The 22,679-nt window shown below is 72.1% G+C and carries 23 protein-coding genes, 1 tRNA gene and 1 pseudogene; 8 read left to right on the forward strand and 17 right to left on the reverse strand.

Features of this window, described 5'->3' with window-relative positions:
- Positions 1 to 97 precede the first annotated feature (97 nt).
- The 4 genes and pseudogenes from QHG49_RS18195 to QHG49_RS18210 all read left to right on the forward strand — a co-directional run bounded on the left by QHG49_RS18195 (position 98) and on the right by QHG49_RS18210 (position 6,104).
- Positions 98 to 1,669: a HAMP domain-containing sensor histidine kinase gene (locus QHG49_RS18195; protein ID WP_301492824.1), complete on the forward strand. Its 1,572-nt coding sequence runs from the start codon at positions 98 to 100 to the stop codon at positions 1,667 to 1,669.
- A gap of 14 nt (positions 1,670 to 1,683) precedes the next feature.
- Positions 1,684 to 3,046: pseudogene (locus tag QHG49_RS18200) on the forward strand (glycosyltransferase); the annotation flags it as partial.
- On the forward strand, positions 3,018 to 5,204 hold the full coding sequence (locus tag QHG49_RS18205; RefSeq protein WP_301490363.1) for a glycosyltransferase family 39 protein: 2,187 nt from the start codon (positions 3,018 to 3,020) through the stop codon (positions 5,202 to 5,204). The pseudogene QHG49_RS18200 and the gene QHG49_RS18205, both read left to right, overlap by 29 nt.
- A 144-nt stretch (positions 5,205 to 5,348) precedes the next feature.
- Complete coding sequence (locus QHG49_RS18210) at positions 5,349 to 6,104, forward strand: TetR/AcrR family transcriptional regulator (RefSeq protein ID WP_186337902.1); 756 nt, start codon at positions 5,349 to 5,351, stop codon at positions 6,102 to 6,104.
- 15 nt (positions 6,105 to 6,119) lie between these two features.
- Here QHG49_RS18210 and QHG49_RS18215 read toward each other — a convergent pair whose 3' ends face one another.
- Positions 6,120 to 6,590, reverse strand: a complete 471-nt coding sequence (locus tag QHG49_RS18215) for a PPOX class F420-dependent oxidoreductase (RefSeq protein ID WP_301490364.1) — start codon at positions 6,588 to 6,590, stop codon at positions 6,120 to 6,122.
- Positions 6,591 to 6,734: 144 nt separating this feature from the next.
- Here QHG49_RS18215 and QHG49_RS18220 point away from each other — a divergent pair, with 144 nt between their 5' ends.
- Positions 6,735 to 7,475, forward strand: a complete 741-nt coding sequence (locus QHG49_RS18220; protein ID WP_145488485.1) for a GAF and ANTAR domain-containing protein — start codon at positions 6,735 to 6,737, stop codon at positions 7,473 to 7,475.
- Between the two features lie 67 nt (positions 7,476 to 7,542).
- Here QHG49_RS18220 and QHG49_RS18225 read toward each other — a convergent pair whose 3' ends face one another.
- From QHG49_RS18225 to QHG49_RS18235, 3 genes are all read right to left on the reverse strand, one after another.
- Positions 7,543 to 8,364: a YceI family protein gene (locus tag QHG49_RS18225; protein ID WP_145488487.1), complete on the reverse strand. Its 822-nt coding sequence runs from the start codon at positions 8,362 to 8,364 to the stop codon at positions 7,543 to 7,545.
- 102 nt (positions 8,365 to 8,466) lie between these two features.
- Entirely contained in the window at positions 8,467 to 11,031 is a 2,565-nt protein-coding gene (locus QHG49_RS18230) for an MFS transporter (protein WP_145488489.1), read from the reverse strand.
- A 13-nt stretch (positions 11,032 to 11,044) separates the two neighbouring features.
- Complete coding sequence (locus QHG49_RS18235) at positions 11,045 to 11,539, reverse strand: MarR family winged helix-turn-helix transcriptional regulator (protein WP_145488491.1); 495 nt, start codon at positions 11,537 to 11,539, stop codon at positions 11,045 to 11,047.
- 207 nt (positions 11,540 to 11,746) lie between these two features.
- On the opposite strand from QHG49_RS18235, the gene QHG49_RS18240 reads away from it, so the two are divergent.
- Positions 11,747 to 11,956 carry a hypothetical protein gene (locus tag QHG49_RS18240; RefSeq protein ID WP_301490365.1) on the forward strand — a complete coding sequence of 70 codons (210 nt, stop codon included), beginning with the start codon at positions 11,747 to 11,749 and terminating at the stop codon, positions 11,954 to 11,956.
- 37 nt (positions 11,957 to 11,993) lie between these two features.
- Here QHG49_RS18240 and QHG49_RS18245 read toward each other — a convergent pair whose 3' ends face one another.
- The 9 genes from QHG49_RS18245 to QHG49_RS18285 form a co-directional block, all read right to left on the reverse strand.
- Positions 11,994 to 12,758, reverse strand: a complete 765-nt coding sequence (locus QHG49_RS18245) for a hypothetical protein (protein WP_301490366.1) — start codon at positions 12,756 to 12,758, stop codon at positions 11,994 to 11,996.
- A gap of 38 nt (positions 12,759 to 12,796) precedes the next feature.
- Complete coding sequence (locus QHG49_RS18250; RefSeq protein WP_145488497.1) at positions 12,797 to 13,711, reverse strand: RNA polymerase sigma factor SigF; 915 nt, start codon at positions 13,709 to 13,711, stop codon at positions 12,797 to 12,799.
- Positions 13,712 to 14,096: 385 nt separating this feature from the next.
- Positions 14,097 to 14,933 carry an RNA polymerase sigma factor SigF gene (locus tag QHG49_RS18255; RefSeq protein WP_086808145.1) on the reverse strand — a complete coding sequence of 279 codons (837 nt, stop codon included), beginning with the start codon at positions 14,931 to 14,933 and terminating at the stop codon, positions 14,097 to 14,099.
- A 182-nt stretch (positions 14,934 to 15,115) separates the two neighbouring features.
- Positions 15,116 to 15,409 carry a Dabb family protein gene (locus QHG49_RS18260; protein ID WP_145488498.1) on the reverse strand — a complete coding sequence of 98 codons (294 nt, stop codon included), beginning with the start codon at positions 15,407 to 15,409 and terminating at the stop codon, positions 15,116 to 15,118.
- Between the two features lie 10 nt (positions 15,410 to 15,419).
- Positions 15,420 to 15,599, reverse strand: coding sequence for a hypothetical protein (locus tag QHG49_RS18265; RefSeq protein WP_145488500.1), 180 nt, complete (start codon positions 15,597 to 15,599; stop codon positions 15,420 to 15,422).
- 155 nt (positions 15,600 to 15,754) lie between these two features.
- Positions 15,755 to 15,839 (reverse strand) — tRNA-Ser (locus QHG49_RS18270).
- 45 nt (positions 15,840 to 15,884) lie between these two features.
- Complete coding sequence (gene tadA, locus QHG49_RS18275; RefSeq protein ID WP_301492825.1) at positions 15,885 to 16,316, reverse strand: tRNA adenosine(34) deaminase TadA; 432 nt, start codon at positions 16,314 to 16,316, stop codon at positions 15,885 to 15,887.
- Positions 16,317 to 16,384: 68 nt separating this feature from the next.
- Entirely contained in the window at positions 16,385 to 16,930 is a 546-nt protein-coding gene (locus QHG49_RS18280; RefSeq protein WP_145488580.1) for a hypothetical protein, read from the reverse strand.
- 321 nt (positions 16,931 to 17,251) lie between these two features.
- Positions 17,252 to 17,455 carry a hypothetical protein gene (locus QHG49_RS18285; protein ID WP_145488502.1) on the reverse strand — a complete coding sequence of 68 codons (204 nt, stop codon included), beginning with the start codon at positions 17,453 to 17,455 and terminating at the stop codon, positions 17,252 to 17,254.
- A 95-nt stretch (positions 17,456 to 17,550) separates the two neighbouring features.
- On the opposite strand from QHG49_RS18285, the gene upp reads away from it, so the two are divergent.
- The gene (upp, locus tag QHG49_RS18290) at positions 17,551 to 18,186 is read left to right on the forward strand and encodes a uracil phosphoribosyltransferase (RefSeq protein WP_145488503.1); all 636 of its coding nucleotides are present in this window, start codon (positions 17,551 to 17,553) and stop codon (positions 18,184 to 18,186) included.
- 95 nt (positions 18,187 to 18,281) lie between these two features.
- On the opposite strand, the gene QHG49_RS18295 is transcribed toward upp, so the two are convergent.
- Together QHG49_RS18295 and QHG49_RS18300 are read right to left on the reverse strand one after the other, a co-directional pair.
- Complete coding sequence (locus QHG49_RS18295; protein WP_236576349.1) at positions 18,282 to 18,932, reverse strand: LytR C-terminal domain-containing protein; 651 nt, start codon at positions 18,930 to 18,932, stop codon at positions 18,282 to 18,284.
- Positions 18,933 to 19,071: 139 nt separating this feature from the next.
- On the reverse strand, positions 19,072 to 19,368 hold the full coding sequence (locus QHG49_RS18300; RefSeq protein ID WP_003986294.1) for a type II toxin-antitoxin system VapB family antitoxin: 297 nt from the start codon (positions 19,366 to 19,368) through the stop codon (positions 19,072 to 19,074).
- A gap of 144 nt (positions 19,369 to 19,512) precedes the next feature.
- Here QHG49_RS18300 and QHG49_RS18305 point away from each other — a divergent pair, with 144 nt between their 5' ends.
- Entirely contained in the window at positions 19,513 to 21,102 is a 1,590-nt protein-coding gene (locus tag QHG49_RS18305; RefSeq protein WP_301490367.1) for a helicase HerA-like domain-containing protein, read from the forward strand.
- An 82-nt stretch (positions 21,103 to 21,184) separates the two neighbouring features.
- On the opposite strand, the gene QHG49_RS18310 is transcribed toward QHG49_RS18305, so the two are convergent.
- Positions 21,185 to 21,880: an HdeD family acid-resistance protein gene (locus QHG49_RS18310; protein ID WP_145488507.1), complete on the reverse strand. Its 696-nt coding sequence runs from the start codon at positions 21,878 to 21,880 to the stop codon at positions 21,185 to 21,187.
- 135 nt (positions 21,881 to 22,015) lie between these two features.
- Entirely contained in the window at positions 22,016 to 22,636 is a 621-nt protein-coding gene (locus tag QHG49_RS18315; RefSeq protein ID WP_301490368.1) for an HhH-GPD-type base excision DNA repair protein, read from the reverse strand.
- Positions 22,637 to 22,679 lie beyond the last annotated feature (43 nt).

The following is a 22,679-nucleotide window of genomic DNA, read 5'->3' on the forward strand; positions in this document are numbered from 1 at the left end:
CCGGGCCCGTCACCCCCGGACCCATCTCCCCCGGACCCGTCTCCCCCGGACCCGTCTCTCCGGGGCACATTTCCCCCGGACCCGCTCCCCGCGCACCCTGCGCACCCGTCTCGTCGTCGCCTCCGTCGTCCTGATCGCCGTCGTCTGCGCGGTGATCGGCACCGTGACCACCCTGGCCCTGCGCTCGCACCTGTACACCCAGCTGGACGGCCGGCTGGACGAGGTCGGCAAACGGGCCTCCGGTGCCTTCGCCCCGCCGGGGCAGGGCAAGGGCCCCGGCGTACCCGGCGGCGGACACGCCCCCACGGGCATCGAGCTGGGCCAGTTCGTCGCCCTGGGCCCGCAGCCGCAGTACACGGTCGTGGCCGTGGTGAGCGACGGCACCGCCACCGAGGGCAAGGTGGGCCGCAAGTCGAAGTCGGCGCCGTACATGAGCGCCCACGACCTCGACGGCGCCCAGCTCACGGCCCTCGGCGGCGTCCCCGAGGACCGCCGCGCGCACACCCTCGACCTCCCCGGCCTCGGCAGCTACCGCGCCGAGTACACCACCGGTCCCAACGGCTCCTTCTACGTGGCCATCCCGACCGGCGACACCGACGGCATCATCAACACCCTGATCCTCGTCGAGGTCTGTGTCACCGCCGCCGGGCTGCTCGCCGCCTGCCTCGCCGGGACCGTCATCGTCGGCGTGGCCACCCGCCCGCTGCGCAGGGTCGCCGCCACCGCCACCCGTGTCTCCGAACTCCCGCTGCACACCGGCGAGGTGAACCTCAGCGAGCGCGTCCCGGACGCCGAGTGCGATCCGCACACCGAGGTCGGACAGGTCGGCGCAGCGCTGAACCGGATGCTCGACCATGTGCACGGCGCCCTGGAGGCCAGACAGCAGAGCGAGACGCGGGTACGGCAGTTCGTCGCCGACGCCAGCCATGAACTGCGCACCCCCCTCTCCTCCATCCGCGGCTACGCCGAGCTGACCCGGCGCGGCCGTGAACAGGTCGGCCCCGACACCCGGCACGCCCTCGGGCGGATCGAGTCCGAGGCCGGGCGGATGACCCTGCTGGTGGAGGACCTGCTGCTGCTCGCCCGCCTGGACGCGGGCCGGCCGCTGGAGTTCGGGCGGACCGATCTGGTGCCGCTCGTCGTGGACACCGTCAGCGACGCCCGCGCGGCCGGCCCGGACCACAACTGGCGGCTCGCGCTGCCCGACGAACCCGCTCCGGTCCGCGCCGACTCCGCCCGGCTCCAGCAGGTCCTGGTCAACCTGCTGGCCAACGCCCAGCGCCACACCCCGCCCGGTACGACCGTCACCGCGCGGGTGCGCCGGCAGGGGCCCTGGGTCTGCGTGGACGTCGAGGACAACGGGCCGGGAATCCCCGCTGATTTGCTGCCGCACGTTTTCGAACGGTTCGCCCGCGGGGACTCGGCGCGGTCCCGGGCCACCGGCTCCACCGGGCTCGGGCTCGCCATCGTGCAGGCCGTCGCGGCGGCGCACGACGGCTCGGTGAGCGTGGAGAGCGCGCCCGGCAGGACCGTGTTCACCCTGCGCCTGCCCGCGCTCGGCACCCGGTCCGTCACCGGCCCCGGCGGCGTCAACTCACCTATGGAACAGGCCACTTCGGACTCACAGCCGTACCACAGCACCACCACATCGATGCGACAGGGCGCCTGACAAGAGTCGGTTCCATGCGAACCGACTCTTCTCCCGACTCGCCCCCCGGCACGCTGCCGGCCCGGGAGCACCTGCCGGCCTCGGCCGCCGGCACGGCCGTCCTGGACGTGGTGATCCCCGTCTACAACGAGGAGCAGGACCTCCAGCCGTGCGTCCACCGGTTGCACGAGCATCTGACGCGCACCTTCCCCTACGCCTTCCGCATCACCATCGCGGACAACGCCTCCACCGACCGCACCCCGCTGGTCGCGGCGCGGCTGGCGGCCGAGCTGCCCGGGGTGGGCGTCGTACGGCTGGAGCAGAAGGGCCGCGGCCGGGCGCTGCGCACCGTGTGGTCCGCGTCCGAGGCGCCGGTGCTCGCCTATATGGACGTCGATCTGTCCACCGACCTCAACGCCCTGCTGCCGCTGGTCGCGCCGCTGATCTCGGGCCACTCGGACCTCGCGATCGGCTCCCGGCTCGCCCGCTCCTCCCGGGTCGTGCGCGGCCCCAAGCGCGAGCTGATCAGCCGGGCGTACAACCTGATCCTGCGCGGCTCGCTCCAGGCCCGCTTCTCGGACGCGCAGTGCGGGTTCAAGGCGATCAGAGGTGATGTGGCGCGGGTGCTGCTGCCGCTGGTGGAGGACAGCGGCTGGTTCTTCGACACCGAGATGCTGGTGCTCGCCGAGCGGGCCGGGCTGCGGATCCACGAGGTGCCGGTCGACTGGGTGGACGACCCCGACTCCACCGTGCACATCGTGCGCACCGCGACCGAGGACCTCAAGGGCGTCTGGCGGATCGGCCGGGCGCTCGCCACCGGCTCGCTGCCGCTGGACCTGCTCGCCCGGCCGTTCGGCGACGACCCGCGCGACCGCGAGCTGACCGGCGTGCCCAAGGGGCTGGCCCGCCAGCTGATCGGCTTCTGCGTGGTCGGCGTCCTGTCGACCCTCTTCTACCTGCTGCTCTACAGCGGCTTCCGGGAGTTCTGCGGGCCGCAGACCGCCAACGCCCTCGCGCTGCTGGTCTCGGCCGTCGCCAACACGGCCGCCAACCGCCGGCTCACCTTCGGGGTGCGCGGCCGGGGCGGCGCGGTCCGCCATCAGGCGCAGGGCCTGGTGGTCTTCGCCATCGGACTCGCCCTGACCAGCGGTTCGCTGGCCGCCCTCGACGCGGCCGGCGGCCATCCCGCGCACTCCACCGAACTGGCGGTCCTGGTCACCGCCAACCTCGCCGCGACCGTGCTGCGGTTCCTGCTCTTCCGCGCCTGGGTCTTCCCGGACCAGCGGCAGCCGTACGACACCGGAACCGGCACCGGCACGGGGCGCGGCACCGGTTCCGGCACCGACACCGACATCTCCGAAGGGTCCCGATGAGCACCTCCTACGACCGCCCGCTCGACGTGCCGGAGGGGCCCGGCGACACCACCGCGGCGGGCCCGCCCCCGAACGCCGCCGCGCCCCGGCCGCCCCTCCCGCACCGGCTGTGGCGCGGGCGCCCCGAGGACCCCCGCTGGGCGCGCCCCGCCTTCCTCGGGCTGCTCGCCGCCACCCTGCTGCTCTACCTGTACAACCTGAGCGCCTCCGGCTACGCCAACTCCTTCTACGCGGCGGCCGTCCAGGCGGGCAGCGGGTCCTGGAAGGCGCTGTTCTTCGGCTCGCTGGACGCGGGCAACGCCATCACCGTCGACAAGCCCCCGGCCTCCCTGTGGCCGATGGAACTGTCGGTGCGGGTCTTCGGCCTGAACTCCTGGGCGATCCTCACGCCCGAGGTGCTGATGGGTGTGGCGACGGTGGCCGTCGTGTACGCCGCCGTGCGCCGTCGCGGCGGCCCCGTGGCCGGTCTGATCGCGGGCGCGGTGCTCGCGCTCACCCCGGTCGCGGCGCTGATGTTCCGGTTCGACAACCCGGACGCCATGCTGGCCCTTTTGATGTCGCTGGCCTGCTACCTCGTCGTACGGGCGCTGGAGGACGGCCGGACCAGGTGGCTGGTGTGGGCCGGGGCCGCGATCGGCCTCGCGTTCCTCGCCAAGACGCTCCAGGCGTTCCTGATCCTGCCGCCGCTCGCCCTGGTGTACGCGGTGTGCGCGCCGGTGCCGCTGAGGAAGCGCCTCGGTCAACTGGCCGCCGCCACACTGGCGTTGGTGGTGTCCGGGGGCTGGTGGGTGGCCATCGTCGAGCTGTGGCCGGCCTCGTCCCGCCCGTACATCGGCGGCTCGCAGCACAACAGCTTCCTCGAACTGACCTTCGGCTACAACGGGTTCGGGCGGCTGAACGGCGAGGAGACCGGCAGCGTCGGCGGGGGCGGGGCCCCCGGTGGCGGCGGTGGCGGCGGGATGTGGGGGTCGACCGGCTGGGACCGGATGTTCGGCTCCGAGGTGGGCGGCCAGATCTCCTGGCTGCTGCCCGCCGCGCTGATCCTGCTGGTCGCGGGGCTGGTGGCGACCCGGCGGTACCGGCGTACGTCGGTCACCCGCGGTTCGTTCCTGGTCTGGGGCGGCTCGCTGCTGATGACCATGGCGGTGTTCAGCTACATGGCGGGCATCTTCCACCAGTACTACACCGTGGCTCTCGCCCCCTATCTGGCCGCCGTCGTCGGCATGGGCGCCGGGCTGCTGTGGGAGCGGCGCCGCGAGGTGTGGGCGGCGCTCGCGCTCGCCGCCGCCGTGGTGGCGGCCGCGGCCTGGGGCTATGTGCTGCTCAACCGCACGCCGACCTATCTGCCCTGGCTGAGGTGGCTGGTTCTGATCGGCGGTCTGGTGGCGGCCCTCGGCCTGGTCTTCGCCGGGCGCCTCACCCGGCCCCTCGCCCTCGGCGCGGCGGCCCTCGCCCTGGTCGCCGCGCTGGCCGGTCCCACCGCCTACACCCTGAGCACGGTGGACTCCGCGCACGAGGGCTCCATCCCGACGGCGGGCCCGGCGGGCGCGAGCATGATGGGCTTCGGCGGCGGCCGGGGCCCGGGCGGCGGCCGGACCGGCGGCGCCCGGGGCGGCTTCGGCGGCGGAGGCATGCCGGGCCGACAGGGCCAGCAGGGCCAGCAGGGTGTGCCCGGCGGGGGCCAGGGCAGGCCGGGCGGGCAGAACGGGAACGGGTTCCCGGGCCTCGGCGGCGACCTCGCCGGCGGCTTCCCGGGCGGTGCCCGCGAGGGCGCGGGCGGTGCCGGAGGCTTCGGCGGCCTGCTGAACGGCGCGGACGTCGGCTCGGCGGCCAAGTCACTGCTGAAGAAGGACGCCTCCCGGTACACCTGGGTCGCCGCGTCCATCGGTTCGCAGAACGCGGCCAGCTACCAACTCGCCACCGGTGACCCGGTGATGGCGATCGGCGGCTTCAACGGCACCGACCCGTCGCCGACCCTCGCCCAGTTCGAGAAGTACGTGGCCGACGGCCGGATCCACTACTTCATCGCCGGCGGCGGCATGGGCCAGGGCGGCGAGGGCACCGGACGCGGTGGCGCGAGCGGCACCGGCTCGCAGATCAGCTCCTGGGTGCAGAGCAACTTCAAGAAGGTCACCGTGGGTTCGGCCACCTTCTACGACCTCACCCGGCGCACCGGAAACTGAGAGGAATCAGCGGAGCGGGTCCGCGTCTAAGTGCCGGGGGAGGTGGGTAACGGCACAGGGACGCGGGCCCGTTCCCCCACGCCGCCGACCCCTGGCAGCTCGGACAGCGGCGGCGTGCGGCCGGAGACAGAGGAAGGTGCGCCGGTGGCGAAGACGGCGGGGCGGACGGCGGGGGACAGCGTGTGGCTCCAGGAGAAGCCCCGGCGCGGCGGACGCGGCGGGCAGCCCTCCCCCCTCGACCGGGAGCGGATCACCGCCGCGTCCGTGCGCCTCCTGGACGCGGAGGGCCTCGCGAAGTTCGCCATGCGCCGCCTCGCCGCCGAGCTGCACGTCACCGCGATGTCCCTGTACTGGTACGTCGACACCAAGGACGACCTGCTCGAACTCGCCCTGGACGCGGTCTACGGCGAGCTGCGCCTGCCCGGCGAGGACGACGCGGCCGACTGGCGGGAGCGGCTGCGGGCCCTGGCCGCCGAGTACCGGAGCCTGCTGGTGCGCCACCCCTGGCTGTCCCGGCTGGCGGGCCAGTACCTGAACATCGGCCCCCACTCGCTGGACTTCTCCCGCAGCGTGCAGCGCACCCTCGGCCGCTCCGGGCTGCCCCCGCACCGGGTGATGGGCGCGATCTCGGCCGTCTTCCAGTTCGTGTACGGATTCGGCACGAAAGAAGCCCAGTTCATGTGCCGGATCGCGGACTCCGGGCTGACCCCGGACGACTACTACCGGCAGGCCAGGGACTCGGTCCGGCAGGACCCGCACACCGCGGACTTCGTCCAGGAGTCCCGGCAGATCCTGGAGGCCCGCGGCCGGGGCACGGTCGCCGAGCTGATGGACCGTGACTTCACCTTCGCCCTGGACCTGCTGATCGCGGGCATCGAGGCGATGGTCGAACGGGGCTGACCCCGCTCCGCCCCCTCACTCCCCGCCGGCCAGCCGCGCCGGGAACCCCCCGGTCGCCACCGGTCCCCACCGCTCGGGCGTCACCCGGATGATCGACTTGCCCTGCTCGCGCATGGCCGCCCGGTACTCGTCCCAGTCGGGGTGCTCACCGGCGATGTTCCGGTAGTACTCGACCAGCGGCTCCACCGAGTCGGGGGTGTCGACGACCTCGGCGGTGCCGTCGACCTGCACCCAGGGGCCGTTCCAGTCGTCGCTGAGGACGAGCAGGCTCACCCGCGCATCGCGCTTGGCATTGCGGGTCTTGGCCCGCTCCGGGTACGTCGAGACCACGATCCGGCCCGAGTCGTCCACCCCGCAGGTCAGCGGGGAGGCCTGCGGGGAGCCGTCGGCGCGGCGGGTGATCAGCAGCGCCCGGTGGCGGGGTCGTACGAAGTCCAGCAGCTCGTCCAGGGAGACACGGGTGTTCGTCGCGATGTTCGGTGCCATGGCCGCAGCCTAGAACGCTCCCGGCCGCCGCGCGCCGCGCCGGAGGAAGGTCACTTCACCGCAATGGAGCAGCTAAAGTTCTTCTGTCCTGTGCTCGCAGTCGGGAATGTGCTGCGGAGCTCTCCTGCGCATGGCCGTACGGTCATGTCATCCGAGAGGTTCGTGGTGGCCGCGTCCGACTTTTCCCTGCCCGACACCCCCGCGTACGACTTTTCCGCGTACGACGTCGTCGAGGCGACCCGTTCCCCCGGCGCTCTCGACCTGGCCGAGGCCCTGACGGCCGCCGCCCGCGAGCTGCACGAGAGCGCCTCCCCCGGTGCCGCCCTCGACACGGCGGTCCGGCTCGCGGTGCATCTGCTGCCCGGCGCCGAACACGCCGGGGTCTGCGAGATCGAGCGGGGGGAGAGCCTGCGCACGGTCGCCTGGAGCCATGACATCGTGCGCGCCGCCGGCACCCCCGACCTGCCGCACTGGGAGCGGCTGTGGGACGCGCCGGTGGTCCGGGTCGCGGACAGCGGCGGCGCGGACGGCGAACCGCAGGAGCTGCGCTCGGTGCTGTCGATGCGGCTGCGCGCCGACCGGCGCCGGCTGACGGTGCTCACCGCCTACTCCCGGGAGCCCGGCGCCTTCGACGAGACGGCGGCCCGGCTCGGCCGGCTGTTCACCGCGCAGGTGAGCCTCGCCCTGAACTCCGTGACCGTACGCGAGCAGTTGACGGCGGCCATGCACACCCGGGACCTGATCGGACAGGCCACCGGCATCCTGATGGAGCGCCTGGACATCGACGCCCAGGCCGCCTTCGAGAGCCTGGTGCGCGCCTCCCAGCGGGAGAACGTCAAGCTCCGCGACCTGGCCCGGCGCATCGTGGGCGCGACGGACAACTAGCGCGCTCCGCGGAACGGGAGGAGCCCGCCGACCGGCATCCGGTCGGCGGGCTCCTCCGCGCCGTGGCTCAGGCGGCCGGCAGGCTGTCGCCCTGTACCGCCTGGATGTCCAGCTGGACCTTCAGCGTGGTGCCGATGGCGGCGATTCCGGCCTGGAGGACCTGGTTGTAGTTCATCGCGAAGTCCTCGCGGTGCAGCTCCGCCGTGGCCCGGAACGCGGCGCGGGTGCCGCCCCAGGGGTCGGCGCCGGTGCCGAGGTAGGCGAGGTCCAGGTCGACCTGGCGGACCACGCCGTGCAGGGCCAGCTCGCCGTGCACGGTCCAGCGGTCCGTCCCGGCCTGGCTCAGCCCGGTGGAGCGGTAGGTGATCTCCGGGTGGTTCTCGGTGTCGAGGAAGTCACCGGAGCGCAGATGCGTGTCCCGCATGCCGTTGCCGGTGTCGATGGACCCGGCCCTGATCACCGCCTCCACCCGGGACTTGGCGATGTCGTCCGGCGCGATCTCGATGATGCCGCCGAACTCCGTGAACCGGCCGTGCACGCTGGAGATCCCCAGGTGCTGGGCGACCGCGGCGACCGAGGAGTGCGCCGGGTCGATGGTCCAGGGGCCGGGCGGGGGCAGCTCGGTGCCGCCCTGCCGGGCCAGGGTCACGGCGCCGATCTCGGCGCGGCCGCTCGCGGTGACGATCGCGCTGGACGCGGCCGGCGCGTACCCCACGGCGGTCACGATCACGGTGTACGCCCCCGGGGCCAGCTCGGTGGTGTCCCGTACGGCCCCCTCGGCGTCCGCCTCGGCCCGCAGCACCTGCGTACCGGTCATGTCGGTCACCGTGACGACCGCGTGCGACACGGCCCACCCGTCCCGCGTACGGATCTTCGCGGTCAGTCCCATCCCGTTTTCTCCCTGCGAGGCCATGCAAATCGGTCATAAGAAACCGGCCCGTGGCGCCGGGCAGCTCCGCTCGGAGCGTGCCCTGCCACGGGCCGGGTGGAACTACTCGCCGGGGTGGGCGAGTTCGATGTCGTGACCGTCGGCACCGGTGCCGGTGACGGTCAGCGCGGTCGCCACCGGCGGGTAGCCGGTCGCGATGACGGTGTAGTCGCCGCTGTCCAGGTCGGTGAAGGCGTACGCCCCGTCCGCACCCGTGGTGGCGCTGCCGACCACATTGCCGGCCTGGTCGACCAGGGTCACCCGGGCGTCGGCCAGCGGTCCGTGCGGAGCCCTGACGACACCCTGGAGGCGGGCGCCGGCGTCCAGATCGACGGCGAGCCGGGTGATACCGGTGGTGGCCACCTCGACGGGCAGGGCGCGCGGCCGGAAACCGCCCGCGTTGACGGCGACGGTCACCGGTCCGGGCACCAGGTCGGTGAAGCCGAACTCGCCCTGCTCCCCGGTGGCCGCGGTGGCCAGCAGGTCGCCGCGCACATCGGTGACGATCACCATGGCGTCCTTGACCGGCAGCGCGCTCCCGCTCGCCCGCACCACACCGGTCAGCCCGCTGGTGCCGCTGAGCAGCAGGTCGTACGACAGCGGCTCCTCGCCCACCACGACGGTGGAGGCCTGCGGCTGGTAGCCGTCGGCGGAGGCGATCAGGACGTAGCTGCCGGTGCCGGGGGCGGCCAGCGCGTAGGAGCCGTCGGCCCGGGCGACGGAGCGGCCCAGCTGGCGGCCGGCCAGCGAGATCAGGGTGACCGCGGCCCCCGGGACCGGGGCGCTCTCGGCGCCGCGGACGAAGCCGTGCACCGGGGTGCCGTCGCCGCCCGAACCGGGCTCGGCGATGGTCGCCACGGCCGTCATCGGGGCCGCGCTCGCACTCGCGGTGGCCAGCGCCTCGGTGGCACCCACCACCGGGGCGGGCGCGGTCAGGCTGGGCACCTTCTCCTGGACGGGCTCGCCCGGCACGTTCCGCATGGTGTTCTCCACAGTGCTCTCCAGCGTGTTCTCGACGGTCCCCGCCTTCTCCTGCGCGGCCTGGGTCAGCGCGCCGGTCGTCCGCAGCGGGACCTCCTTGATGAACATCACCACGACGAAGGCGACCAGGGCGCAGGGTGCCGCGTAGAGGAAGACGTCGGCGATGCCGTGCCCGTAGGCGCTTTCCAGCCAATGACGGATCGGCAGCGGCAGGCTGTTCATGTCGGGCAGCTCGCCGCCGCCCACGGCCTTGGCCGCGGCCATCCGGGCCTTCGGGCTGAGCTCGCCGATGCTGTTCGTGGCGTAGTGGCTGATCCGGTCCGACATGACCGAGCCGAGGACGCCGACGCCGACCGCGCCACCGAGGGAGCGGAAGAAGCTCACCGTGGAGGAGGCGGCGCCCAGGTCCTTCGGGGCGACCTGGTTCTGCGTGGAGAGCACCAGGTTCTGCATCATCATGCCGACGCCGATGCCCAGCAGCGCCATGTAGATGGACAGCTGCCAGTAGGGGGTGTCGTAGCGCATCAGGCTGAGCAGGGACAGGCCCGCGGTGAGGAACAGACCACCGGCGACCAGCCAGTTCTTCCAGCGTCCGGTGTTGGAGATGATCCGCCCGGAGACCATGGAGGAGAGGAACAGACCACCGATCATCGGGATGGTCATCACACCGGACATGGTCGGGGACTTGTCCCGCGCCAGCTGGAAGTACTGCGAGAAGAAGACGGTGCCCGCGTACATGCCGACACCGACGAACAGCGAGGCCACCGAGGCCAGCGAGATCGTGCGGTTGCGGAACAGGCGCAGCGGGATGATCGGCTCGGACGCCTTGGTCTCGGTGAGGACGAAGGCCAGCGCGAGCAGGATGGTGCCGCCCACCATCACGTACGTCTGCCAGGACAGCCAGTCGTACTTGTCGTTGGCGAAGGTCACCCAGATCAGCAGCAGCGAGGCGGCCGAGGTGATGAAGAAGGCGCCGAGCCAGTCGACCTTGACCTTACGCTTGGTGACCGGCAGGTGCAGGGTCTTCTGGAGGACGACCAGCGCGATCAGCGCGAAGGGGATGCCGACGAACAGGCAGTAGCGCCAGCCGAGCCAGCTGGTGTCGGTGATGACACCGCCGAGCAGCGGGCCGCCGACGGTGGCCACGGCGAAGGTGGCGCCGGTGTAGCCGGAGTACCGGCCGCGCTCGCGCGGGGCGATCATCGCGGCCAGGATGACCTGCACCAGGGCGGACAGACCGCCGGCGCCGAGGCCCTGGACGACACGGGCGGTGATCAGCATCGCCGGGTTCTGCGCGAGACCGGCGATGACCGAGCCGGCCACGTAGATGACCAGGGATATCTGGACGAGCGCCTTCTTGCTCATCAGGTCGGACAGCTTGCCCCACAGGGGCACGGAGGCGGTCATCGCCAGCAGGGCCGCGGTGACGACCCAGGTGTACGCGGACTGGCCGCCGCCGAGGTCCTTGATGATCGTCGGCAGTGCGTTGGTGACGATCGTGGAGGACAGGATGGCGGCGAACAGGCCCAGCAGCAGGCCGGAGAGCGCCTCCATGATCTGGCGGTGGGTCATCGGGGCGTCGCCCGCCGAGGAGCCTCCCCCGTGCTTGGCGTGAGCCCGCACACCGGCTGGTGTGGTCGTTGCCATGGGCTTCCTTTTCTTACGTGCTTGCGGGTGTACGGGTGGTCTCTTCGACTACGGGGGCGGGCGGCCGGGCCGAGGGGGACCGGCAGTCGCCGAACGACGAGCGCAGGCGGGTCATCAGCCGGATGAGCTGGGCGACCTCGTCGTCGGTCCAGTCACCGAGCCGCTCGGCGAGCAGTTCGGAGGTCCGCCGGGACAGCTCGTCCAGCTGCTCCTGGCCCGTGGCGGTCAGGCGCAGGATGCGCGAGCGCTTGTCCGCCGGGTCCGGGTGCCGTTCGATCCAGCCGCGTGCCGCGACATGCGCCACATGCCGGCTGGTCACCGAGAGATCGACGGCCAGCAGTTCCGCGAGCTTGCTCATGCGCATGTCGCCGTGCCGGCCGAGCAGAGTCAGCACGGCCGCCGAGCCCCCGGGACACTCGGGCGGCAGTACCCGTACGAGGTCCCGTTTGACGGCGCCGACGGCGCTGAGCTGACGCGCAAGCTCGTCAAACTGCGCATGCTCGGCCATCACACCTCCCGTATTCGTTGCTTAGGGCAACCATAAGGGCTATTGGTTGCTACAGGCAAATAAGCGCCGGGCCGCCCGCGTAAAACCTTGGCAAAGGCATGACGTTGCGGATGTGAATATGCGGGGAGGTGCGCGAAGGGTGTCCCCGTCTGTCCCGGTGGCCCCCCACTTGGGTGCCCCGGCCCGTCTTCGCTAAGGTCTCGGCTCATGGCTAACACCCAGGGCCCCCAGGGCAATTACGACCCTGCCGGCAGCACTCAGATGTTCCGCGCGTTCGTCGACGAGGCTCCGCAGGGGCGTCAGCAGCAGCCGGCCGCCGCCTCCTCCTCCTCCTCCGGTCCGCGCGTCGGCGTGATCATCGGCGTCATCGTGGCCCTCGTGGTCGTGGCCGGCGTCGCCTGGCTCGCGCTGAAGTAACCCGAGCGCCCGGAGAAGGGCACCCCTTCTCCGGTGATCACTTCCACTGGACGGCCACGTCCCGCGTCTCGATGTGCATGCCCAGCGGCACACGCCAGGCGTCGAGGCACACCGTCCAGGTGTGGTCCGTGCGCGCCCCGGCGCCGATCGGCACCGGCAGCGCCTCGGACGTCCGCACGGTCGACCAGTCGATGCCGAGCGCCCCGATGACGTGCGTCCCGAACGTCACCGACCCCGAACGCACCGCCGTACCCCCGGAGTTCCGGAAACTGACCGTGACCTCCTGGCACCACCGCTGATCCCCGTCCGCCGTCACGGGCGCGCCCCAGGAGAGGGCGGCGGGCGTGGTGGGAGCGGGGGCCGGGGCCGGTGGGGCGGGGGTGTGGGTCGTACGACCGTCATCCGCGCCCGTGCCCATGCCCGTGCTCGAACCGTTCGGGGAGGGCGGGCCCGGCGTGCTCGGTACGGGGCTGCCGTCGGCCCGCGCGGGATCCGGCCCGGAGCCGGCGCCGGCCGGCGGGGTGCCGGTGGTACCCGGTGGGGAGCCGGTGGTGCCCGGGGGAGTCGTCCCCCCGCCCCCCGGTCCGTCCAGCGGGACCATCGTCACCGATCCCGTGGGGCGCGCGTCGACCGGGCCCGGGCGGCCCGCACCGCCCACCGCCACATGGCCGCCCCCACCGCCCGCGCCGGCGCACGCCCCCAGGGCCGCGCCCAGGCACACGACGGCCGCCGAGGCTCCCGCGAGGGCGCGCCGGCGGCCGGGTGACCATGTCGTCGTACGAAGCGTCCCGCGACGAAGCATCCGGCCATGGTGGATGACGCCTCGTCAGTTGGGAACCCTCAGTCGGAGATCAGGCCCTCGCGCAGCTGGGACAGGGTCCGGGTGAGCAGCCGGGAGACATGCATCTGGGAGATGCCGACCTCCTCGCCGATCTGCGACTGCGTCATGTTGGCGAAGAAGCGCAGCATGATGATCCGCCGCTCCCGGGGCGGGAGCTTGGCCAGCAGCGGCTTGAGGGACTCGCGGTACTCCACGCCTTCGAGCGCCGTGTCCTCGTAGCCCAGCCGGTCGGCCAGGGAGCCCTCGCCGCCGTCGTCCTCCGGGGCCGGGGAGTCCAGCGAGGAGGCGGTGTACGCGTTGCCGACCGCGAGGCCGTCGACCACGTCCTCCTCGGAGACTCCGAGGACGGCGGCCAGTTCGGTCACCGTGGGGGAGCGGTCCAGCTTCTGCGACAGTTCGTCGCTGGCCTTGGTGAGGGCCAGGCGCAGCTCCTGGAGGCGGCGCGGCACCCGCACCGACCAGGAGGTGTCGCGGAAGAAGCGTTTGATCTCGCCGACCACCGTCGGCATCGCGAACGTCGGGAACTCCACGCCCCGTTCGCAGTCGAAGCGGTCGATCGCCTTGATCAGGCCGATGGTGCCGACCTGGACGATGTCCTCCATCGGCTCGTTGCGCGAGCGGAAGCGCGCCGCCGCGTAGCGGACCAGCGGCAGGTTCAGCTCGATCAGGGTGTCCCGGACGTAGGCGCGCTCGGGGCTGTTCTCGTCCAGCGCGGCAAGGCGCAGGAACAGGGAGCGGGACAGGGTGCGGGTGTCGATGGCCTCGCCCGTGGACGGGGTGGCCGGGGCCGGCACGGCGTCGAGGGACGTGACGCCCTCGATGCCGTCGAGGACGTCGAGTGCGTCGAGCTCCTTGGGCGCCGCCTCGCTCTTCGCGGGCGTCAGCACTTTCGAGCTGCCCTGTTCTGCGGACATGCCACCCCCTTCGGGTCGCGGGACGGTCGCGGCCGCGCCGTCGGTCGTGCAACGCAGCCTTCACCTGAATACCGGTGCCGGGGCCCCGGCAAACGCGTCTCCCGCAGAATGTCACATGTCGGCAACACGCTGTAGTGACATGTCGACACGACAGATCCGAATCGCCCCTGGATAAAAGGGGTCTGACGGGCTTTCTGGTCCGGAACTCCGGCAACAGCCCTGGTGAGCGAATCGCTCGCGGCGGTGAGCGCTCGATCGGGTTTGCGATGCAGAGCTGTTCGGGTGTGTGCTTCGGTGCGCCCACTGTGCGACCACCGACTTGCCCGGTATGCGCCCGGGGCTCTGTTATACGTCTGCCCTCTTGTGAGGCGGCCGATACCGGCGCCTACGCGTCGATGCGGTTCGCCGAGCGCAGCCGCTGGAAGCTGCGGGCGAGCAGTCGCGAGACATGCATCTGGGAGACGCCGAGTTCGGCGCTGATCTGCGACTGGGTGAGGTTGCTGTAGTAGCGCAGCAGCAGGATCCGCTGTTCGCGCTCGGGGAGTTGGACCAGGAGGTGGCGGACCAGGTCGCGGTGCTCGACGCCGTCCAGGGCCGGGTCCTCGTAGCCGATGCGGTCCAGCAGCCCGGGCATCCCGTCGCCCTCCTGCGCGGCCTCCAGGGAGGTGGCGTGGTACGAGCGGCCCGCCTCGATGCAGCTGAGCACCTCCTCCTCGCTGATCCGCAGCCGCTCGGCGATCTCGGCGGTGGAGGGCGAGCGGCCGTGCAGCGTGGTCAGGTCCTCGGTGGCGCTGTTCACCTGCACCCACAGCTCGTGCAGCCGGCGCGGTACGTGCACGGTGCGGACGTTGTCCCGGAAGTACCGCTTGATCTCGCCCACGACGGTCGGCATGGCGAAGGTCGGGAACTGCACGCCCCGCTCCGGGTCGAAGCGGTCGATGGCGTTGATCAGGCCGATGGTGCCGACCTGGATCACGTCCTCCATGGGCTCGTTGCGGGAGCGGAAGCGGGCGGCGGCGTAGCGCACGAGCGGGAGGTTCGCCTCGATCAGCGCGCCCCGCACCCGGTTGTGCTCCGGAGTGCCGGGGGCGAGCTCCTTCAGCTCGGCGAAGAGCACCTGGGTCAGCGCCCGGGTGTCCGCGCCGCGGCGTTTCCCTGGGGGCACAGAGGCGGGGACGGGGGCCTCCTCCTGGGGCGGCGCAGTACTGGCCGGCACGGTCAACGCCACCTCTTCGGTCAATCATCCGTCAAAAGCGGTCATAGCATCACAAGACATGTGCACTGTGTGCAAGCACCCGATAATGCCGTGTTGTGTTCAAACATTGACAAGTTGGGCCGTGAAACGCGCGAAAGCCCCCCGCCTGCGCGGCGGGAGGCTTCGGGGAAGGCCGGTGGGGAGGGGGTCTAGAACTCGTAGTCCGCGATCACCCACGTGGCGAACTCGCGCCACCGGGCGACGCCCGCCTGATGGGCCGGGTGCTCCAGGTAGCGCTGGAGGGCACCGGTGTCCTCGACCGCCGAGTTGATCGCGAAGTCGTACGCGATCGGCCGGTCGGTGATGTTCCAGGCGCACTCCCAGGAGCGCAGTTCCTCGATCTGGTCCGGCAGTGCCCGGAAGGCGGCCACGCCCGCCGCGACCCGCGGATCGTCGCGCTCGACGCCCTCGTTGAGCTTGAACAGGACCAGGTGGCGGATCATGCGGAGTACCTCAGTTCTTTCCTCCGTTGGCGGCCCAGGTCATGAAGTCCCCGATGGCCCTGGCCGCGTCCGATATGCCCTCGAAGCCTATCTGGACATAGCCGGCCGCCTTGGCCGGGTCCGTGATGATCACGTACAGCACGAAGACCACGAGCGCGTACAGAACGATCTTCTTGGCGTTCACCGCCACCGCGGCCCTCCCCTGTCTCCATGGCCCCACGGGCCCCTGCTCGCCGGCGGTGAGTGTAACGTTCACACCCTCCTCGGGGGCCAACGGCCCGCCGCACGCAGCGATTTGGGCGGATGCGGAAAGGGCCCCGTCTTACGACGAGGCCCTTTCGGAAGCGGTAGCGGAGGGATTTGAACCCTCGGTGACTTGCGCCACACTCGCTTTCGAGGCGAGCTCCTTCGGCCGCTCGGACACGCTACCGAGGGAGACCCTACAGCACGGTGGGGCGTGGTCCGAAATCGGTGTTCAGCGATCCCGGAAAAACTCCGTGAGCAGCGCGGCGCACTCCCCCGCGAGGACGCCCTCGACGACCTCCGGGCGGTGGTTGAGCCGCCGGTCGCGCATGACGTCCCACAGCGACCCGGCGGCGCCCGCCTTGTCGTCCCGGGCGCCGTAGACCACCCGGTCCACCCGGGACTGCACCAGCGCGCCCGCGCACATGGTGCAGGGCTCCAGGGTGACCACGAGCGTGCAGCCGGTCAGCCGCCACTCGCCGAGGAGCGCGGCGGCCCGGCGGATCGCCAGGACCTCCGCGTGGGCCGTGGGATCGCCGGTGGCCTCGCGCTCGTTGTGCCCGGTGGCGAGCACCGTCGTACCGTCCGGGGACAGGACGACGGCGCCGACCGGGACGTCCCCGCCCCGGACGGCGGCCCCGGCCTCGGCCAGGGCGAGCCGCATCGCGTCCCGCCAGGGGTCGCGCACCGGGTCGGGTGCCGCACGGGTGCCGTCCACCGTTCGTCTCGCGGTCAGCGGACGGTCTCCAGCACCTCCGAGGCACCCAGGGCCTCGGCGATGGCACCGAGCGCGTCCTCGGCGTCCAGGGAGCGCAGTTCCTTCTCGCTGATGCCCAGGTCGTCGAGGATCTCGCTGTCGCCGACCGGGCTGTGCGGCACCGCGTCGCCCGTGCCGCCCTCCTCGGTCCCGTCATCGTCGTCGTCGGCCTCGGACTCGCCGTCCTCGGTGCCGTCGAGGTCGAGCTCGTCCAGGTCGGGGCCGTCGGCGGCGCCGGGCTCCCGGCCCAGCAGCTCATCGGTGAGCAGCAGCTCTCCGTAGGCGCTGCGGGCGGCGGCGGCCGCGTCCGAGACGTAGATGCGGGGGTCGTCCTCCCCGTCCACGCGGACGACGCCGAACCACGCGTCCTCCTGCTCGATCAGGACGAGCACCGTGTCCTCCTCGGGAGAGGATTCACGGGCCAGGTCGGCCAGATCCGACAGGGTCTCCACATCGTCGAGCTCTGTGTCGCTCGCTTCCCACCCGTCTTCGGTGCGCGCGAGCAGTGCGGCGAAGTACACCGTGACTCTCCCACTGGTCATAGGCGTGCCGGTTGGGGGTCCCCCCGGCGGAGGTTCTTGGGCGGAGAGAGCTGGGCTCCGAGCCCCACCCACTCGGAATCGTGGCAGAAACAAGGCGTTCAGGGGACGTCTTCGGCTCCCTGTGTCTGGCGGTTTCGAGCGTGAATCGTCACAGAGTCACCAGCGCTCTCATTGCGGCCACCTGCGGATCGTACGCGGCTTTGCGAGACGCTCACGCACGCCCACCTCGGAAACCCCGGCACCGCCGGCGATCTTCCTCACCCGCTTCTTGCCCAGGGGTCCCAGCTCATGGCCCCGGCCTCACCAGCGGAAGGTGCGCATCCGCATCGCGTGGCGCAGCCGGGCCGCCTTGGCGCGTCGCGGCTGGACCCGCTCGCGCAGGGCCCGTGCCTCGGCCAGCTCGCGCAGGAACCGTGCTCTACGGCGCCGCCGTTCGGCCTCGGTCTCGGGACCCGCGGCCCTGGTCCCGTGCGCGCCGTCGGGAGTATCAGGCAGGTCAGACACGTCACACCACCCTTAGTCCGTCCCTGTCACCCTGCCCCGGACGGCCGGTTTGACGCCAGCACGGAGCGGTCCGGGGCGCAGGTACCGTTATGGGCATGCGCCTCCACGTCGTCGACCACCCCCTGGTCGCTCACAAGCTCACCACGCTGCGCGACCAGCGCACCGACTCCGCGACCTTCCGCCGGCTCGCCGACGAGCTGGTCACCCTGCTCGCCTACGAGGCCACGCGGGACGTGCGCACCGAGATCGTCGACATCGACACGCCGGTCGCCCGCACCACCGGTGTGAAGCTCGCCCGCCCCCGCCCGCTCGTGGTGCCGATCCTGCGCGCCGGTCTCGGCATGCTCGACGGCATGGTCCGGCTGCTGCCGACCGCCGAGGTGGGCTTCCTGGGCATGATCCGCAACGAGGAGACGCTGGAAGCCTCCACGTACGCCACGCGGATGCCGGAGGACCTCTCGGGCCGCCAGGTCTACGTCCTCGACCCGATGCTGGCCACGGGCGGCACCCTGGTCGCCGCCATCCGCGAGCTGATCCGGCGCGGCGCGGACGACGTCACGGCCGTGGTCCTGCTGGCCGCGCCCGAGGGCGTCGAACTGATGGAGCGCGAACTGGCGGGCACGCCGGTGACGGTGGTGACCGCCGCGGTCGACGACCACCTCAACGAGCACGGCTACATCATCCCGGGCCTGGGCGACGCGGGCGACCGTCTGTACGGCGCGGCGGAGTAGCGGAGCCTTTCAGCACCGTGCGGGGGTCGCGCCCCCGAAGGGACGCGGGGAACTGCGCGAGCAACCCCCCGGGACCCGCACCCGGCGACGAACCCTCAGCACCCCTTCTTTTCCGCTGAGCCGACGGCAGTCGAGGGCGCGGACAGGGCCGTCACCGCCTTGTCCGCGTCCGCCGCCTTCACCAGCCCCTTGAACCCGTCCCCGAGGATGAGGTCGAGCGTGGCACCCTTGCGCCCGTCGGGCCGCTGCTCCGCGCCCGCGACCTGCGCGCCGAGCACCGGCAGGGACGTGTCGACCGCGGACGTCGGCCCGAGGACCACCCCCGCGCCCTTGACCTTCTTGTCGTAGTCCGCACCGGCGTTGCCGACGTCACCGATCTTGAACCCGCGCTTCTTCAGCTGGTCCGCGGTGTCCTTGGCGAGCCCGGTGCGCGCGGTGGCGTTGAAGACGTTCACGGTGATCCGGCCGGGCGGGGTCGGCACCTTCCCGCCGTGCGCGGTCGCGGCCCGCGCCGCGTCGGTCCTGCTCTTGGCCGGGCAGCGCTTCGCGGCGTCGGCGGTCGATCCGCCACCGCTGAAGACGTCGATCAGCTCCAGCGTGCCCCAGCCGAGCAGGCCGAGCGTGCACACGGAGGCCAGTACGGCCGCGACCAGCCGGCCTCGCCGCCGGGGACGGCGCATCCGGGGGTACTTCGTCCCCGTGATCTTGTATTTGCCGCCCATGCCGGGGGGAGTCAGCATGCTCATGAGCGCAGCGTAGTGCGCCGGGGCGGGGATGCCTATCAGATGATCAGCAGAGGGGGCCCAGTGGAACCCGAACGGGTCAATCGGCGGACGTCACAGGGCCGGTCGGCGTAACCGGCGAGGGCCCGGCCGACCGGTCCGGTCAGCCGAGTTCGAGCACCCGCGCGTGCAGCACCTGGCGCTGCTGGAGCGCCGCGCGCACCGCGCGGTGCAGGCCGTCCTCCAGGTAGAGATCGCCCTGCCACTTCACGACATGCGCGAAGAGGTCGCCGTAGAACGTCGAGTCCTCCGCGAGCAGGGTCTCCAGGTCGAGCTGCTGCTTGGTCGTCACGAGCTGATCGAGGCGGACCGGGCGCGGCGCGACGTCCGCCCACTGCCGGGTGCTTTCCCGGCCGTGATCGGGGTACGGCCGGCCGTTTCCGATGCGCTTGAAGATCACACGGAAAGCCTACCGGCCCAGACGTTCCGGGCGCAGCCATGGCGCCGCAGTGCGACGCTTGAAAAGGTTCCGCAAACAGTACAAATGCCGCCTATCGGCAGCAGAGGCCGTGGCGGAGGGGCAGGCGAAGGGACAGGGGACCAGATGAGCGACCGCGACGCAGAGCCCGGAGCCGGTCCCGGCGCGGACCCTCAGGGCCCCGCCGGCGCCGGGCTCCCCGGTCCGGCCCGGGAGATCGCCGCCGGGTACGCCTTCTCCGGACCCGCCCTCGACCTCGGCGCCCTCCTGTGGGACGGCGTCTGCCACCCGGACGCCCCGGTCCGCGTCCCGCTGTCCATGCTCAACCGGCACGGCCTGGTCGCGGGCGCCACCGGCACCGGCAAGACCAAGACCCTCCAGCTGATCGCCGAGCAGCTGTCGGCGCGGGGGGTGCCGGTGTTCCTCGCGGACGTCAAGGGCGACCTGTCCGGGATCGCGCGCCCCGGCCGGGACGACGAGCGGGTACGGCAGCGGTCCGGCGAGGTCGGCAGGAGCTGGACCCCGGCCGGGTTCCCGGCGGAGTTCTACGCGCTCGGCGGCCTCGGCCACGGCATCCCGGTGCGCGCCACGGTCACGAGTTTCGGACCGGTGCTGCTGTCCAAGGTGCTCGGGCTCAACCAGACCCAGGAGCAGTCCCTCGGCCTGATCTTCCACTACGCCGACACCAAGGGCCTGGAGCTGATCGACCTCAAGGACCTCCGCGCGGTCGTCGCCTTCCTCACCTCCGACGAGGGCAGACCCGAGCTGAAGGGCATCGGCGGGCTCTCCACGGCCACCGCCGGGGTGATCCTGCGCTCGCTCACCGCCTTCGAGGCGCGGGGCATGGCGGACTTCTTCGGGGAACCGGAGTTCGACACGGCCGGCTTCCTGCGGACGGCCGACGACGGCCGGGGCACCGTCTCCGTCCTCGAACTGGCCGCCGTACAGGACAGACCGCAGCTGTTCTCCACCTTCCTGATGTGGCTGCTGGCCGACCTGTTCCACGACCTGCCCGAGATCGGCGACGCCGACAGGCCGAAGCTGGTGTTCTTCTTCGACGAGGCGCACCTGCTGTTCGACGGCGCGTCCAAGGCGTTCCTGGACTCGATCACCCAGACCGTGCGGCTGATCCGCTCCAAGGGCGTCGGCGTCTTCTTCGTCACCCAGACCCCGAAGGACGTGCCCGCCGACGTCCTCGGCCAGCTCGGCAACCGCGTCCAGCACGCGCTGCGCGCCTTCACCCCGGACGACCAGAAGGCGCTGCGGGCGACCGTGCGGACCTTCCCGAGATCGTCGTACGACCTGGAGGAGCTGCTCACCGGGCTCGGCACCGGCGAGGCCGTGGTGACCGTGCTCGGCGAGAACGGCGCCCCCACCCCGGTCGCCGCGACCCGGCTGCGTGCCCCCGAGTCCCTGATGGGCCCGCTGGATCCGGCCGAACTGGACGACGCGGTACGGAACTCGCCGCTCCATGGCCGTTACGCACAGGCTGTGGACCGGGAGTCGGCGTACGAGAAGCTGAGCGCCGCGCAGGCCGCCCCGGAGCCGGAGCCGGAGCCGGTGCGGACGCGGGCGCGGGCGCCGAAGGAGGAGCCCACGCTGGTCGAACAGGTCGTCGGCAGCGGGATGTTCAAGTCCCTGGCCCGCTCGGTCGGCACCCAGCTGGGCCGCGAGATCACCCGGTCCCTGTTCGGGACGGCGCGCCGCAGACGGTGAACGACCGGCCGCCGGTCCGGAGACGGTGACCGGCCGCCGGACCGGTGGCGGTGGGCGCGTCCGGTCCGGCGGTGCGGGCGGTTCAGACGGTCTGCGGCACCTGCTTCGCCCGGTGCCGGATGCGGAACGCGGTGATGATCTCGGTGATGCCCACCACGACCAGCCAGATGCCGCCGACGAGGGTCAGTACGGCCACCGACTCGAAGGGCGAGTCGATCAGCACGATCCCGGCGACGAAGGTCAGCACGCCGAGCGCGATCTGCCAGCCGCGCGCGGGCATCCGGGGGTCGGAGATCGCGGCCATGGTGTGGGTGACCCCGCGGATCAGCCAGCCGATGCCGATCCACAGGGCGAGCAGCAGGATCGACTGCATGGGCCCGCGGAAGCAGAGCAGGCCGAGCAGGATCGACAGCGCGCCGCTGATGAACGCCAGCACCCGCAGCGAGGTCGCCTGGTGCGTGCCGAACGCTGCGGTGAGCTGGAACACGCCGCTGACCAGCAGATAGAGCCCGAAGAGGACGCCGGCCACGACCAGCGAGTGGCCCGGCCACACCAGGACCAGGACGCCCAGGACCAGCGAGGCGATCCCGGTGACCAGGACCACCTGCCAGGCGGCCTTGGCCAGGGCGTGCAGCGGTCCCTCGACCGGCGGTTCGGCCTCATGGCGCTCGCGGCGCGCCTGCGGTTCGTGCGGGGCGCCCGGCGGATGTCCGCCGTGGACGCGCTGGTCGTCGTACTCACGGCCCCATTCCGGACCGTGATGCGATGCCTCGGTCATGCTCCATGCTCGGAACGGCTCCGCGCGGTCCGCCACCCGGGTGGGCCACCCGGGTGGCCCACCAGGCGTACCGCGGACCGGCGATCGGGCGACCCGCGGACCCGCGACCGGGCACCCGCGGACCCGCTTCCGGGTCTACTTCCGGGCCGCCTTCTCCGCCTTGGCCGTCTTCGTCGCCTTGGCCGCCTTGGCCGCCGCCTTCATCTCCTGCTTGTGGGCGCGCACCTTGGTGAGCGAGTCCGGTCCGGTGATGTCGGCGACGGACCGGTAGGAGTCCGGTTCGCCGTAGGCGCCGGCCGCCTCGCGCCAGCCCGCCGGCGCGACCCCGAGCTGCTTGCCCAGCAGCGCGAGGAAGATCTGCGCCTTCTGCCGTCCGAACCCCGGCAGCTCCTCCAGGCGTTTCAGCAGCTCGGACCCGCTGCCGACGCCCCGCCAGACGGCCTCGGCGTCCCCGTCGTAGTGCTCGACCAGGTACTGGCACAGCTGCTGGACGCGTTTGGCCATGGAGCCCGGGTAGCGGTGCACGGCCGGCTTCCCGGCGAGCAGCGCGGCGAACGCCTCCGGGTCCCGCGCCGCGATCTCGTGCGCGTCCAGGTCCTCGGCGCCGAGCCGGTCGGCGATGGTCCGGGGCCCCTTGAACGCCCACTCCATCGGAACCTGCTGGTCCAGCAGCATCCCGGTGAGCGCGGCGAGGGGCGAGCGTCCGAGCAGCGCGTCGGCCGCCGGATCCTGGGCGAGGTGCAGGGTGACGTCCATGGGTCGATGATCCCGCGTCGCGGCTGATCGCGCGTCGCGTACG

The organism is Streptomyces sp. WP-1, assembly GCF_030450125.1.
Lineage (GTDB): Bacteria > Actinomycetota > Actinomycetes > Streptomycetales > Streptomycetaceae > Streptomyces > Streptomyces incarnatus.